The sequence below is a fragment of the Alkalispirochaeta alkalica DSM 8900 genome, assembly GCF_000373545.1.
Taxonomy (GTDB): Bacteria; Spirochaetota; Spirochaetia; order DSM-27196; family Alkalispirochaetaceae; genus Alkalispirochaeta; species Alkalispirochaeta alkalica.
This window is the reverse complement of sequence record NZ_KB891700.1, coordinates 13,820-27,554: the sequence shown is the minus strand read 5'-3', so window position 1 is coordinate 27,554 and position 13,735 is coordinate 13,820. Positions and strand designations below refer to the sequence as shown.

Sequence of the window (13,735 nt, the reverse complement as noted above, 5' to 3'; positions counted from 1 at the left end):
GCCCCCCCTCCCCGGAGAGAAGCNGTTCCTTTCCTGACCCCAGACTTTGTGCCCCCCGACGACAGGCTCGTCCTGATCGATCAGGACCAGGGGAGGATCGGGGTGGGCAGCCAGGAATTCCCGGGCGGCCTCCCCGGTGGCCACCACCGAAAGCAGATGCCCCAGCGAATCCACCACGCGACTGACAAAAGAGATCAGTTTTGGATCCTGTGCCACCAGAAGAACTCTGGACTCCCGGGGCTTTTGCTGCCGTTCTTGCTGTCCCATCCTACCCCAGTGTAGTGCTCTGGGAGGAGCGGAGCAAATGTAACCCGAAATTTATCGAGAGATCCGCAGAAGAAGGGAGGGGGGAACTCCCCCCTCGTGGATCACATGCTGAAAACGGGAGTTCCCGAGGGCCTGGAACCTGAAAAAATCTGGAACGAGGTTATAACCCAGTGCTCTCTGGGAGAACCGTCGCTGGCAGTCTCCCCCTCGNCGGCGTTCGTAAAGGTAGCCCTGAAGGAGTGTGTGCCCTGGGCGGCGTCGCTCGTGAAGGATCCTGTGGCGGTGTTCCCCTCGACCTTGACGTCGCTGATTTTGGGAGACGAGGCGGGATCCATAATGGTGCCCCGGTAGGTATCGGGGTTGATAGCCGCCTCTGCTGCCGGAGAATCGGGATCAAAGGTGTGGGCGATCATGGCATTGTCTTTGACGCTATCGGCATCATCCCCCAAGCTACTGAACCAGCTATTCAAGCTTTGGGCCGGGGTAAAGTAAAAGCTATCGGCGACAGCCTGGACAAGTCCTTCCATCATGGCGCAGCTTCCAAGGGCCAGAACTGTTGTCACGGTCGCTATGATCGCAACAAAACGGGTTTTTCTTCTGTTCATCCATTCCTCCTCTGGGTGTCTCTGTCCATTCTTGTTTTGGCGCGCCCCCAGAGTTTCTCTTCCGGGGGCGNTCTGGACAGACAGACCCATTATGAGGGATGAATCTTAAACGAACCTTAAACCCTCTCGTATTCCTCCTCCGTGGAATCTCTAGAACAGGTCAGGGAAAGCTCTGTGTGCGGTCTCGGCCACGGCGCCCTCCGAAACGGTTCGCCGGGTGACCCAATCGGCTACAGCCTTGAGTTCGTCCACAGCGTTTGCCACAGCAACACCGGCCCCCGCTTCCTGGATCATTTCCATGTCGTTCAGGTTATCTCCTATGGCGATCACCTCCTGCATGGAGATCCCCCGGTGTGAAGCCAGTGCCTGGAGGGCCGTTGCCTTGTTCGTGTTATCTGCCACGATCTCGATGAAATGGGGCATGGAGGTCACCACGGTCCAGCGCCCCCGCCCGAGCTGTCTGAGATTCTCGATGTGGCCGGCCAGCCGTTCGGGCCGGTCGTGGCAGACGAGCTTGGGGCTTCCACCNTGGGAGTGTACCGCTTCGGCAATGTTGGTGACGACCTCGTAGCCCATGCCCGAGGCAGCGGCGTAGCGGCCGACGTAGGGATTGTCTGTCTCCACCAGGATGGTGGACCCTTCGTAGCCCTGAAGAGTTACCCCTTCCTGGAGACACCAGGTGCGAATCTCTGTTACCAGGTCGGGAGCAATATTGCGCGCCACCAGGGGGGTGGGGTTACCGGCAGTCATGACCCTGGCCCCGTTATAGGAGATAAAATATTCGGGAGGAGCCTCGGGGAAGATATGGTCCAGAATTTTTTGTGTGCTGCCCGTGGCCCGGCCACTTGCCAGAACGACCAGAATCCCCGCCTCGTGGAGCCGTTGCAGGGCGGCGATATCATCAGCAGCAATTTCTCCCTGATGGGGGAGAAGGGTGTAATCAATATCTGACGCAAAAAGTTTAAACATGGCGCCAGGACTGTACGCTATTTCTCCCCAAAGCTCCAGCCGTCGGAGGTCCCCGCCTGTAGTGATGAGGATGAAGGGCCCTGTTCAGAAAGTAATTTTTCCGGCCGATGATTACCAATAGAGTAGGATCACGATTATGGACAAAGGATTGTCATGAAAATAGTCATGCTTGCCCCCCCCTCGGAGGAAACTCTCGCCGGGGAGCTCTGCGCAGAACTTGCCCGGGAATCATTTCAGACCGGAATGGCCTTTCTTGGCAAGGAGGGCATTCGCACGCTCACGACGAGTCTGAACGAGGCTACTCACGCTGTCGTGCTGATGCAGGAGGATTGCCTCCTTTCGAAGGATTATTATTACGCCCTGGGTTTTTTCTGCGGGCGCAATATCCCCTGGATCATCTATTCCTCTGCAAACCTTGAACTCCCCGATTATCTGAGCGACCAGACCTGTATATCCGCCGTTCCGGCGCTGATAAAGTTTTTCACGGAAGAGCGGGCACGCTGGACCGCTCAGCGTGATCGCCAGCGTGCCAGGGAGGAGCTGACGAACCTCGGCTATGCGCTCACCGATCAGGCCTTGGCAGACTGCGTGTCCGAAGGTGTGCTGGTAGCGGTAGAGCGCTACATTCAGGGAGGGTTTTCCCCCGACGCACGGGATAACAAGGGGGTCCCGCTTCTTTGCTGTGCGGTACGGAACCGCCATACCGGTATGGTTCAGTTTCTTGTCAGCCATGGGGCCGATGTTAACGCCGTCAGCGAGGACCGGGGAAACACTCCTATTATGGACGCCGCCGCCGATGGAAACTCGGAGCTCACGGGGCTCCTCCTTCACGCCGGGGCTGCTCTGGACGGACAGAGCAAGAACGGCCAGACGGCGCTGGTTCTTGCTGTGGGGCAGGGAGCGGAGAAGACGGCGGAACTTCTGCTGATGGGTGGCGCGGACCCCCACATAAAGGATCAGCTGGGGATGTCGGCGCGCAAATACGCCGAGCTTTTTCGGCTGGAGCTGGTCCTGGATCTTATCGATGCCCGGGAGAGCGAGGCCAGGAACGAAACCGGAGAGGAAGCCCGAGAGACCGAAGCCGATCTGCCCGATGAAGAGGACCCGTGACGAGAGCTGCACAAGGCGCTTGACGGGGGCCTCCAATGCTTTCTATAATCGGCCACCGCAGATACGGGGTGTAGCCTAGTGGCTAAGGCGCCTGCTTTGGGAGCAGGAGACCGCCGGTTCGAGTCCGGCCACCCCGACGGTTCCCTCTTCGTGCGCCCATAGCTCAGCTGGATAGAGCATCGGCCTTCTAAGCCGAGGGTCACAGGTTCGAGTCCTGTTGGGCGCGTTTGTAAGTTGTTTAAGGACAACGATCTGCAAGAAACTTAAAGAGCGGGTGCGGCGGAGTCGCACAAAAATCGCACAAAAATCTGACATGAGTCACGGCAATCCCTTTTTTCCTCTGGATTGAGAGGCTCTGCTTTCCCGGAAACGCCGGTATGACTCATTATTCAGACAAGACTTCCATCAGGACAAAGCCGTGCATGGTATCCAATCCAACGGCTCGTGTCGGTTGGTGTGTAAAGACCAGCAACAGTCGGCTACGGGGAAAGTACCAGGCCGTATTGATGGTGTAATTAAAAAACAGCCCGCGATCTGAGAACAGCAGCGGCCTGGTGTTCATGGATTTAACGATCGGTGAATGTCGACCCTCTCCGGCGTGCGTGGCGTAAAAGGTCTTGGCATTATCTCCCCCATCATGGACGTGAGCGACGAAGGCCTGCTCAAGCGAAGCATTCCCGGCAGGGGGGTGCACTGTCCAGTCCAGCCTGGGATTCCCCCATTGCGTATGGTCTTGCGATGTCAGTTCAATCACCGGATCAATCTGAAAATGTTCTTTCAGTTTGTCGACAAACGACCAGTCGGCATGATTGCTCCGTAGCGATTCTCCGCCGACGGCACCGCTATCACTAATCACGATCTGATGCAGGACCGACAGTTCATAGGCCCCGCCGATGTCTTCAGCAATCCAGATGGTGCTTCCGCTTTTAAAGAGTAACTGATGGGTCTGTTCTCCCTGTGTTGCTCCCTGCGCCGTCGATGCGATTGCAATCAGTAAAAAAAGAATTCGATAAAAGGTCATGGGCGCATCCTTTTGAAAAACGGTGTGTGTCCAATTGTCTCAAGCACTGCGATACTCTCAACTTGAGTGGAGGAGCCATTTCNTCCCGCTCCTATTCCAACGCATTCGTGCTGCGTTGTCCAGATCCAGGAGCCACCACAGCTCTCCGCATGGGCCTGCCAAAATTGTCGGGCTGTGTCTTGAGTGCTACACTTGTCCCTGTGAAGATAGACCGGCTCCTTGCCATAATAATGTGTCTCCTGAACCACGATCGCCTCTGTGCTCGTGAGCTTGCCCGGCGTTTCGGGGTCACCGTCAGAACGATCCAGCGTGATATGCAGACCCTGGAACTGGCAGGGATCCCGATTTACGCGGTACAGGGGCCCGGTGGGGGCTACGGGATCATGGACTCCTACAAGCTGGACCGGCAGCTGATCACGGTTGATGATTTTTATCGGATCATTACCGCCCTGGAGAGCGTGGGGGCCTCCATATCGGATCAGACCTTCGGGGAAACCCTCGAAAAAATCAGAGCGCTCCTGCCGGACCGCAGCATGGATCTGCTGGCCGAACGGAGCGAGAAGCTCTCCATCGACTTTACCATGCTCGGCGGAGATCCCCGGAGGGGAGATCTCTTCCGCCTGGTCCGGCGCGCCGTGGAAGAGGAACGCCCCCTGAGATTCTCCTATACCAGCAACAAGCTCGAGTCCTCTCTCCGGGTGATAGAACCCCTGACAATCGCCTTCCGGTGGCGCTCGTGGTACCTCTACGGCTACTGCCGGCTCAGGGAGGACTACCGTCTCTTCAAGATCTCCCGAATCGTTGACCCCGAGATTCTGTCGCCCCGTTTCGTCCGAAAGAAGAAGACCCTGGCAGCCTTTCTTGGNGAGGTCCAGGGAGACACGCCTCCGGGCTCGGTGAAGCTTTCCCTGAAATTTTCTCCGCCTCTGCGTCCGGTGGTGGAGGAGTGTTACGATTGTGACCAGGTGGAATTCCTGCCCGACGGAACCTCTCTGGTGACGCTGTGCATGCCCGAAGATCGCTGGCTCTACGGATATCTGCTCTCCTTTGGCCCCCATCTGGAAGTTCTGGAACCGGAGCATATCCGTACCATCATTCGGGAATCGGCAGAACAGGTTGCCGCCCGATACCGGTAGCCCCGGGCAGGCTGGCTCTCGCGCCGGTGTTTCCTGTGGTGNCTCATCGAATCACGGGGGAGGTATCAGCACAAAGTTTCCAAAATGGCGTTTCTGCATGAACTTCTGCTGTGCGATCGCTATCTCTTGCAGGTNAAAGGTCTGTGCGACCAGNGGTCTGATCTCGCCTCTCTCAATATATCCGATCAGATTCGGAAAGACCTGCTCATCCCAGGCNGTGCAGCCGATCAGGTTCAGGTCCCTGAGATAGAGGTCACGCATGTCCAGGGTGACCATCGGGCCGGCGATTGCGCCCGATGAGGCATAGCGACCGCCCCGAGCAATTATTTTCAGGATCGTGCCGAAGTTCTCCCCTGCCACGTTGTCTATGGCGACGGTAATGCCCGCTCCGCCGAGCTCGGCGCAGAGATCGCTTCCCCGGGGAATAACGGTGTCAGCTCCCAGATTCCTGACAGAACCTGTTTTGGTATCTCCCGCCACGGCAGTGACCCGGGCTCCCCGTCGCTTGGCAAGCTGAACCACCGCTGACCCAACACCCCCCGACGCTCCGGTCACGAGTACGTGNTCCGAGGTCCCGACCCCGGTTCTCTCCAGCATGTTTTCTGCGGTTCCGTAGGCGCACGGTAGGGTCGCGAGCTCAATGCTGGTCCATTCGCAGCAGACTTCGAAGACTTCGCGTGCNGGTACCCTGAGATATTGCGCGAAGGCGCCGTCAAAATCAGAGCCCATCCAGATATTCTCGGGCGAAGAGAAGCCCTTCACCCGCATGCAGGGGCGCACCAATACCCGGGTGCCTGCTTTCGGGCCTGTGACACCAGCGCCCAGCAAGACCACCTCTCCGCAACAGTCGGTTCCCTGGATTAAGGGGAAGGGAGTTGTGCTGTTCCAGCCGCCCTTCTCAATCGGGGAACCCTCTCCTGCGGTGGATAGACGGTTGGTCCCGCTCTGTACGGATGATGAGTACCACCCCAGTCGCGTGTTGACGTCGGTGTTGTTCACTCCCGCAGCCAGGACCTTGAGTACTACCTCCCCCGGGCCAGGGATCGGGATCGGCACGTCGCGGTACTCGAGCTTTTCGTAGCCTCCGTGGCCGGTGGTCACAACGGCCTTCATGAGTGATTCCCGGGACCCCCTGTTCAGAGAAAGCTGGTTGCAGGAAATGGCCATGCTATGATACCAGGCCGAGCGCTACGGCAACAAAGATCGGACCATTGTACATTCCATGGATGAAGATAGCCACGGCGGTATTCCGGGTCCTGTAAAACACAAAGGGGACAATAATTGTTATTGGAAGCAACATGATCATCAAGTCGACCCCGAAGGGCAGATGGAACAGAAACCATAGCAGGGAGCAGAGTGGCCAGGCGTATCTCGCGGAAAGTCTTTTCTGAATATACCCTCTCCACAGCAGTTCTTCTCCAAGAATGTTAAAGCAAAACATTGGAAACCAGATCAGCAGGAGCAATTTCTCGAGACCCTGAAAAGGGTGCATCTCAATGAACCAGGGCGTCGTAGATAGTTCCCGAAGACCAAAGCGCGAACTCAGCACATGGGAAACGCCAAAGATCAGTCCGGTACAGAGAAAGAGGATCAGTAACCCCATAATTGAATATTTCCAGTCCCGTGGGGACAAGTTTCTGACGCCCAGACCCCGCAGAATTGCTGCCCCCGAGAGGAACCCCTCTCTTCGTACGCTGCCGACTGCGTAGACCGCCATTGGTACAAAGAGGAAGTACCCCGTCACGAACCAGTAGAGAGCGGGATTCCAGGCTGTGACCGATCTCAGGAGGGGGTGCAGGGTGACCAGGAGAAAATAGAAGAGGGCCGTGAAAAGAGAGAACACCAGAACTGACTTCCCCGGGGACACCGGTTTTTCCCGCATTGTACGCTCCTTGGTAGGGTAGTTATACACCCAAAGAGGTCATCGTTACAGGGTCTCCCTGGAAGACCAGGAGTAGAGAAAACAATGATGAAGAGAGGACGACTCCTGGAGAATGGGCGTGCTGGGTATTTTCTGTGTGCCGATTGGTGTTAGCGGGAAAGCATCTCCCGGGTTTTCTTGACAACCGGCAGAGGGGTAACCAAAATTGGTCATAGCGGTTTATTGAAATTGCACGGCATAGTCGCCGGTTACTGATGCCCTGCAGAGATAGGGCGCACGGGGTGCTTTGGAATACTGGAGGAACGACTGGCATGATGTTCTTTTTCCTGAAACAGGATGCAGGGTGGCGCTGCTCAGATCTGCTCGTTCTCTTCCTTGCGTATGCTTCCTCCGCCGGGAGGGGACCATGACTGACCTGACTCCCCTGATCAGTTCGGCCCGGATTCTGATGGTGGACGACGAGATTTCCAACCTGCGGGTATTGCGCTCGATACTGGAGTCCAGGGGGTACCGGAATCTTTTCGAGGTCCAGGATTCCCGCAGGGTCGTTGAGCAGTACGAGGAAATTCTGCCCGACCTGGTTCTCCTGGATTTGACCATGCCTCACCAGGATGGCTACGAGGTTATGGCTGCTCTGCAATCCCTCGATATTGAGGTTATGGCTCCTGTGATGGTCCTGACTGCCCGGGGGGAACGGGAATTTCTGCTCCAGGCCTTCCGGGCCGGTGCCCGGGATTACATAAAAAAGCCCGTGGATGGCGATGAACTGCTGGCCCGGGTTCGTAACATGCTGGAAGCTCATCTGGCCCACAAAATGCTCCACGCCCGAAAAGAGCTCCTGGATCGGATGGTCCAGGAACGAACGGCCGATCTCCTGCGGACCCGAATGCAGGTGATCCACCGTTTGGGTCGGGCCGCTGAATACCGCGACAACGAGACGGGCCAGCACGTGCTTCGGGTGAGCCATGGAGCGGCTCTGCTCGCGCGGCACCTGGGTTGGAGCGAGGAGGAGTGCGAGATGCTGCTCCACGCCGCTCCGATGCACGATGTGGGCAAGATCGGGATCCCCGATCGTATCCTGCTCAAGCCGGGGCCGCTGAACGCAGAGGAGTGGGAGGTCATGAAGGGGCACACCCTCATTGGCGCCGATCTGCTCTCCGGCGAGAGCGACCTGTTTTATTTGGCTCGGGAAATCGCCCTGGCCCATCACGAGAAATGGGATGGGACCGGCTATCCCCGAGGGCTCCGGGGGGAATCTATCCCCCTCTCGGCGCGTCTTGTCGCCGTGGTCGATGTCTTTGATGCTTTGACATCGGTTCGGCCCTACAAGCAAGCCTGGTCCGTGGAGGATGCTGCCGATCTGATCCGCGATCAGGCCGGCCGACACTTTGATCCGGATCTGGTTCGCTGGTTCGATCAGCTCCTCCCGGAGATCTGCGAGATACGCCGGACCTTTGCTGATCAACACCACCACAGCGAGGTTTATCGGTATGACGGTACGTGAAGAAGACTATCAATCCTATTTTGAGGCTTTACGTGCGGGCAGGAAGGGCGAGTGCTACGGCTGGGTCCAGACCTGGCTCGCCGGGGATATGGCGGTCCGGGAGTTGTATCTCGCGGTGTTCCAGCGGTCGCTCTACGAAATTGGCTACCTCTGGGAGACAAACCGGATCTCCGTTGCCGTGGAGCACATCGCCACGGCAATCACGGAGAACCTCCTGTCCCTGGTCTATCCCCGTATCTTCGGGGCGGACCACTGCGGGTGCAAGGCTGTCATCTCCTGTCTGGCCCGGGAGTATCACCAGCTGGGCGGAAAGATGGTGGCTGATATTTTCGAGCTCCACGGGTGGGATGGCTATTTTCTGGGTGCCAACACGCCCCTGTCCCAGCTCTGTTCAATCGTTGAGGAGAAAGATCCCGATCTTCTGGCTCTCTCCGTGAGCGTCGCTGCGCATCTGAAAGAACTTGATGGTGTGCTGGCACACCTTCGCGAGCGTTACCCCTCGCTTCCTGTTCTCCTGGGAGGTCGGGCCTTTCAGGTGGGGGAGGGGAGCTCTGTTTTTAATCAGCCTGGCGTTCTCTACGTGGATTCCCTGACGACACTGGAAGACATGCTCGAAGGAGGTAGTCTGAGCGAGCTGTGTCAGTCTGGCGGGGGCAGGATATGACCCTCGATGATTCCCTGGTGCGGGAGAAACTCCTTCAATTTCTGCTAAATGAGGGGGCTCTTTACGTATTGCTCCTGGACAACCAGGGAACGGTGCTCGACGCCAGCCGGTACGCCCTGGAGCTCTACGGCGAAGACCCTCGGGGGAGGCCCTTTTCCGAGATGACTCCCGATTTTTCCCGCCACGACGATCCCCGGGATTTTCTGAAGGATCTGGCCCGAGCGCCCCAGGGGCTTACCATCTCCTGTGGCGAGAACTTGCCCCAGACCGTGCAGGTTCGGCTGCTGGATCTTGGTGATCAGGGCTGGATCCTCCTGGGAGAGTTCCCGGTGGAAGAGCTGGTGAACTTGCAGGAAAGTCTGACCAGCCTGAACGCCGAGGCCGCAAATCTGAACAGGGAACTCTATAAAAAGAACGCCGAACTGAAAAAGCTGAACGATCTGAAAAACCAGTTCGTGGGAATGGCCGCCCACGACCTCCGCAACCCCATCAGCGCCATCTTCAGCCTGAGTTCCTTCCTCCTGGATAATTCCGTCGATGCCCTCAATCAGGATCAGTACGAGCTTCTGGATATGATCAAGGCTTCGAGCAATTTCATGCTGCGTCTTCTGGACGATCTTCTTACCCTGGCCCGCATCGAGATGGGAAAACTCAACCTTGATATCGAACCCGTTGAGGTTCCTCAGTTCTTGCGGAAAATAGTGAGGGTGAATCAGATTCTGGCGGACCAGAGAGAAGTCGCCCTGCGTCTCGTCGCCTGCGATGAGTTGCCCCCGCTCGCCTGTGACCCCCTCAAGATCGAGCAGGTCCTGAACAACCTGATATCGAACGCCGTCAAGTTTTCTCCCCGGGGTGAAACTGTGGATATCGCTGCACTCCGTGGTGCGGACCAGGTGGTCTTTACCGTGAGCGACCGGGGGCCGGGCGTCCCCGAGAAGGATCGCTCCAAATTGTTCAAGGCCTTTTCAAAAATCTCGGTGCAACTCCCCGAAAACGCCACCAGCACGGGCCTGGGGCTCTCGATCGCCCAGAAAATAGTCCTGGGTCATCTGGGAACGATCTGGTACGAGCCCCGCCACGGTGGGGGGAGTTCCTTCTGTTTTTCCCTCCCCCTGACACCGGTTATCCCGCCCAAAGACTCATTGGATCCTATTCTTCTTCAAGGGGAACAAGGCGGAGAATCGAGCCCTTCCGATGATCGGTAACCAGGTACAGAAACCCCTGGGGGCTCTGGGCCAGATCGCGTATGCGCCCCGCCTGGTCGTGCAGAAGAACCTCCTGGGCGATGATGCGCTCTCCCTCCAGAACGATCCGGCGGATCTGTCTGCCCGCCAGCCCTCCAGCGAAAAGGTTTCCCTGCCAGGCAGGGAAGGCTTCGCCGGTGTAGAGAACCAGCCCCGAGGGTGCCAGGGCAGGGGTCCAGTGCAGAAGAGGCTGTTCCATGCCGGGATGCCGGGTTCCCTTCTCGGGAGGCTCGCCGGTACGATAGTCTACGCCGTGGCTGATCACGGGCCATCCGTAGTTTCGTCCCGGCAGGATATGATTCAGCTCATCACCCCCGCGCGGCCCGTGTTCGGTCTGCCAGATTCGTCCCGATGCGCTGTCTACAGCCATTCCCTGGGAGTTTCTGTTTCCCCAGCTGAAGAGCTCGGGCTGTACTCCCGGCGTGTCGGGCCAGGGGTTATCTCCGGGGATTAATCCATCCTCCCCGATTCGAATGGTGCTCCCGGCGTGGTCGTCCCTGTCTTGAGCCCGATCGCTCTCACCCCGGTCGCCCAGGGTCGCCAGGAGCGTTCCATCGGGAAGAAAGGCCAGGCGTGAGCCAAAATGTCTCCCTCCCCGGGAAAAGCGGTTCATCCGGAAGATTTCCTCCCACTCCCGGATCTCCAGCCCCTGGAGCCGTCCCCGGCCGATGGCGGTTCCTGTACCCCCTGGTCCGGCTGTAACGTAGGAGAAGTAGAGCAGCCCGTTCTCGTGGAAGTTCGGGTGGGGCTGAACATCCAGAAGCCCTCCCTGGCCTCCCGCCTGGACGGGGGGGAGGCCCGAGAGCTGGTGAAGATCGCTTCCCTCCAGGAGGTAGGCCCTTCCCGGTCGCTCTGTTACGATGGCAGAACCGTCGGGCAGAAAGGAAATGGCCCAGGGGTGCTCCAGCCCCGTGGCGACCGTCTCCAGATGGAAGGAGTGTTCCTCGCTCGCGCCGGGAGATCCCTGCTGCCGGTTCTGGCCCGGAAGATCGACCTGACCGTAGAATAACAGCACCGCTGTAGAAAACATTACAAATAATCTCATAAATAGAGGGTACTAAAGATGTTCCGCAAACGTACAGGCTTCACCTTCATTCCGCTCCTTTTTTCTGTGCCGGTTCCACTGGTCCGGCAACGGTTCTTTTGGATAGATTAGCAACAGGAGGAGTGTGTGGATATTACAAGGGACCCGATCCCGGGGCTCATCCGGCGAATCGCGGTGNCGGCGAGCCTGGGATACTTTTTCAATACGCTTTTCAATGTGGTGGACACATTCTACGCGGGCCGGTTATCCACGGACTCTCTCGCCGCCCTTTCCCTCTCCTTCCCGGTGTATTTCATCATTCTGAGTCTCGCTATCGGTATTCAGAGTGGCGGTGCGGCTCTGATCGCCAATTCTCTGGGCGAGGGGGATCGCTCCCGGGCGGTTTTGTACCAGTCCCAGGCGGTTGTGCTGGCTCTGGCGAGCACGCTCCTGGTGGCAGTGCCGCTGTTCTTTACGCTCCCCCTGATATTTGGTTTTTTTGGTGCCGAGGGAAGGGTCCTCCAGGGAGGGCTCCGGTACATGCGTGTCATTGTGGCAGGTTCGTTCCTGATCATTCTGGCAAATACGGTAAATGCCGGGCTCCAGGCTCGGGGAAATACCCGGTCCTGGCGAAATCTCCTGATCGGCATGAGCCTGGCAAATCTGCTTCTCGATCCAATCCTCATGTTTGGTCTGGACCTGCGGGGAATCAGGGTTGTTCCCCGCCTTGAAGAAGCGGGGACGGCTCTGGCGACGGTTCTGCTTTTCGGCCTGGGAGGGATCTATCTGTTGCGCGAAGCCCGCAGGTGGGGGACGTTTCAGGGCGTCACGGGAAAAGACTTTCTGCCTCGCCGGGATCTTCTGGGAGATCTGGTCAGACAGGCCTTGCCCGCAACGCTGAACTTCCTGGTCATGACCCTGGGCTCCTTCGTGATCAACTTTTTTATCTCCCGCTTCGGCAGGGATCCCCTGGCTGCCTACGGAGCTGCCCTGCGTATAGAGCAGATCGCTCTGCTTCCCCTGCTCGGGCTCAACATCGCCCTGGCCACGGTGGTAGCCCAGAACAACGGCGCAGGGCATCTGGAGCGGGTGCAGGAAGCCTTCTCCTGGTCCCTTCGCTGTTCCCTGGTGGTGACCGTGGGGGTGCTCACNCCGGTTCTTGCCCTGGCCCCCTTCCTGCTGAGACTCTTTACAGACCACGAGAGGGTCTTGCTGATCGGTCGTACCTACCTCTACATACAGGGTCTTACCTTTTTCAGTTANATNCTCATTAACATGAGTAATTCCCTGCTCCAGGGATTAAAGCGCCCCCGGATGATCGTCTGGGTTGCGCTCTATCGGCAGGTGGCGGCCCCTTTCCTGGTTTTTCCTCTTTTTGCCTTTGTCCTGGGGATGGAGGAAGGGGGCGTCTTCTGGGGGCTGGTCCTGGTTAACTGGAGCGCAGCCTTGTTCAGNCTCATCTGGGCCAGAAGGATGCTGAGAGAGCGTCTTGAGGTTCGGAACGCCCTGACTGACCCCGCCATGCCGAGCCTGGTGTAACCGGTCAGGGCCGGGAAGCTTCTTTCAGCTGCGTCAGATCANCTTCGCTGGCGAAGGTCAGTATTCCCGGGGGGCAGTGGGCAACACAGGTGCCGCAGCGGATANAGGCGGGATCGGTGAACTGACCCGCCTGATTGAAGTTGGTGTGGGGAGTCAGTTGCATAGGGCAGACCCGCGCGCAGATTCCACAGGAAATGCATTTTCCCGGCTCTGTGATGGTCAGCAGGCGGTCCCGGGTGCGNCTTGCTCCCAGGGTTGTTCCTGTCTTGTGAAGAACTTCCCCAAAGGTTCCCATGGGGCAGACCGTACACCAGGTTCGGGGGTTCAGAAAGGAGAGGGTCAGGCCCACAACGGTGGGCATCGCCAGATACTGGATCCCCATGAGGGCTCCCAGGCGTTCCAGNGTCTGGCCGTCCCCGACGAAGGGCAGAATTCGGGCGAGCCGCAGGGTAAACATGACCATATAAAGNGTNAAAAATCCCCACTTTGCCACGGGTGAGGTCAGAAAGGAGGGAAACTTTCTGTTGAGCGACAGGGGCAGCATGAACCGGTCGAAAAGGCTCCCGTGGGGGCAGAGGTGNCCGCAGAAAAANCTTCCCCGGAAGAGGCCGGTGCCGGCGATGATAATCATGATTCCCACCACGCCCAGGCCAAGCAGGGGTTGATAGAGCGATCCCAGGGCGAGGATGGGTACCAGAAGCCAGGCCACCCGTCGGGTGCGTGAGAAAATCCGGTTTTTCTTCATATGGTATCGGGGTTTCCCCGTTCTC

12 protein-coding genes and 2 tRNA genes are annotated in these 13,735 nt (G+C 58.0%); 8 read left to right on the top strand and 6 right to left on the bottom strand.

Annotated elements, in window-relative coordinates:
• Nucleotides 1-1,022: 1,022 nt before the first annotated feature.
• A complete protein-coding gene (locus tag B071_RS0105725) occupies nt 1,023-1,841 on the bottom strand; it encodes a Cof-type HAD-IIB family hydrolase (RefSeq protein ID WP_018526148.1) in 819 nt (272 codons plus the stop codon).
• 153 nt (nt 1,842-1,994) lie between these two features.
• On the opposite strand from B071_RS0105725, the gene B071_RS16145 reads away from it, so the two are divergent.
• The 3 genes from B071_RS16145 to B071_RS0105710 all read left to right on the top strand — a co-directional run bounded on the left by B071_RS16145 (nt 1,995) and on the right by B071_RS0105710 (nt 3,177).
• Nucleotides 1,995-2,951 (top strand): ankyrin repeat domain-containing protein, encoded by a 957-nt coding sequence (locus B071_RS16145; protein ID WP_083914546.1) that lies wholly within the window; start codon nt 1,995-1,997, stop codon nt 2,949-2,951.
• 64 nt (nt 2,952-3,015) lie between these two features.
• Nucleotides 3,016-3,088: transfer RNA gene (locus B071_RS0105715), tRNA-Pro, on the top strand.
• A 15-nt stretch (nt 3,089-3,103) separates the two neighbouring features.
• Nucleotides 3,104-3,177 (top strand) — tRNA-Arg (locus tag B071_RS0105710).
• 159 nt (nt 3,178-3,336) lie between these two features.
• Here the strand turns inward: B071_RS0105710 and B071_RS0105705 are convergent.
• Nucleotides 3,337-3,972, bottom strand: a complete 636-nt coding sequence (locus tag B071_RS0105705) for a hypothetical protein (RefSeq protein ID WP_018526146.1) — start codon at nt 3,970-3,972, stop codon at nt 3,337-3,339.
• Between B071_RS0105705 and B071_RS0105700 the strand changes: the two genes are divergently transcribed.
• Nucleotides 3,930-5,108 carry a helix-turn-helix transcriptional regulator gene (locus B071_RS0105700; RefSeq protein ID WP_438829597.1) on the top strand — a complete coding sequence of 393 codons (1,179 nt, stop codon included), beginning with the start codon at nt 3,930-3,932 and terminating at the stop codon, nt 5,106-5,108. The genes B071_RS0105705 and B071_RS0105700 overlap by 43 nt on opposite strands.
• Nucleotides 5,109-5,159: 51 nt before the next feature.
• Here the strand turns inward: B071_RS0105700 and B071_RS0105695 are convergent, their stop codons facing one another.
• Entirely contained in the window at nt 5,160-6,221 is a 1,062-nt protein-coding gene (locus B071_RS0105695) for an alcohol dehydrogenase family protein (protein ID WP_040587547.1), read from the bottom strand.
• A gap of 55 nt (nt 6,222-6,276) precedes the next feature.
• Nucleotides 6,277-6,990, bottom strand: coding sequence for a CPBP family intramembrane glutamic endopeptidase (locus tag B071_RS16140; RefSeq protein WP_018526143.1), 714 nt, complete (start codon nt 6,988-6,990; stop codon nt 6,277-6,279).
• A gap of 406 nt (nt 6,991-7,396) precedes the next feature.
• On the opposite strand from B071_RS16140, the gene B071_RS0105685 reads away from it, so the two are divergent.
• From B071_RS0105685 to B071_RS18305, 3 genes are read left to right on the top strand one after another with little or no spacing between them, the layout of a single operon-like run.
• Nucleotides 7,397-8,494, top strand: a complete 1,098-nt coding sequence (locus B071_RS0105685) for an HD domain-containing phosphohydrolase (protein WP_018526142.1) — start codon at nt 7,397-7,399, stop codon at nt 8,492-8,494.
• Entirely contained in the window at nt 8,481-9,158 is a 678-nt protein-coding gene (locus B071_RS0105680) for a cobalamin B12-binding domain-containing protein (RefSeq protein WP_018526141.1), read from the top strand. Before B071_RS0105685 ends, B071_RS0105680 begins: the two co-directional genes overlap by 14 nt.
• Nucleotides 9,155-10,363, top strand: coding sequence for a sensor histidine kinase (locus B071_RS18305; RefSeq protein WP_157703047.1), 1,209 nt, complete (start codon nt 9,155-9,157; stop codon nt 10,361-10,363). The genes B071_RS0105680 and B071_RS18305 overlap by 4 nt, the downstream gene beginning before the upstream one ends.
• Here the strand turns inward: B071_RS18305 and B071_RS0105670 are convergent.
• Nucleotides 10,308-11,432 (bottom strand): PQQ-dependent sugar dehydrogenase, encoded by a 1,125-nt coding sequence (locus B071_RS0105670; protein WP_018526139.1) that lies wholly within the window; start codon nt 11,430-11,432, stop codon nt 10,308-10,310. The two genes, B071_RS18305 and B071_RS0105670, sit on opposite strands and share 56 nt — an antisense overlap.
• A gap of 141 nt (nt 11,433-11,573) precedes the next feature.
• On the opposite strand from B071_RS0105670, the gene B071_RS0105665 reads away from it, so the two are divergent.
• Nucleotides 11,574-12,965 carry an MATE family efflux transporter gene (locus B071_RS0105665; protein WP_018526138.1) on the top strand — a complete coding sequence of 464 codons (1,392 nt, stop codon included), beginning with the start codon at nt 11,574-11,576 and terminating at the stop codon, nt 12,963-12,965.
• Nucleotides 12,966-12,969: 4 nt separating this feature from the next.
• Here the strand turns inward: B071_RS0105665 and B071_RS19850 are convergent, their stop codons facing one another.
• The gene (locus tag B071_RS19850; RefSeq protein ID WP_438829603.1) at nt 12,970-13,596 is read right to left on the bottom strand and encodes a 4Fe-4S binding protein; all 627 of its coding nucleotides are present in this window, start codon (nt 13,594-13,596) and stop codon (nt 12,970-12,972) included.
• Nucleotides 13,597-13,735 lie beyond the last annotated feature (139 nt).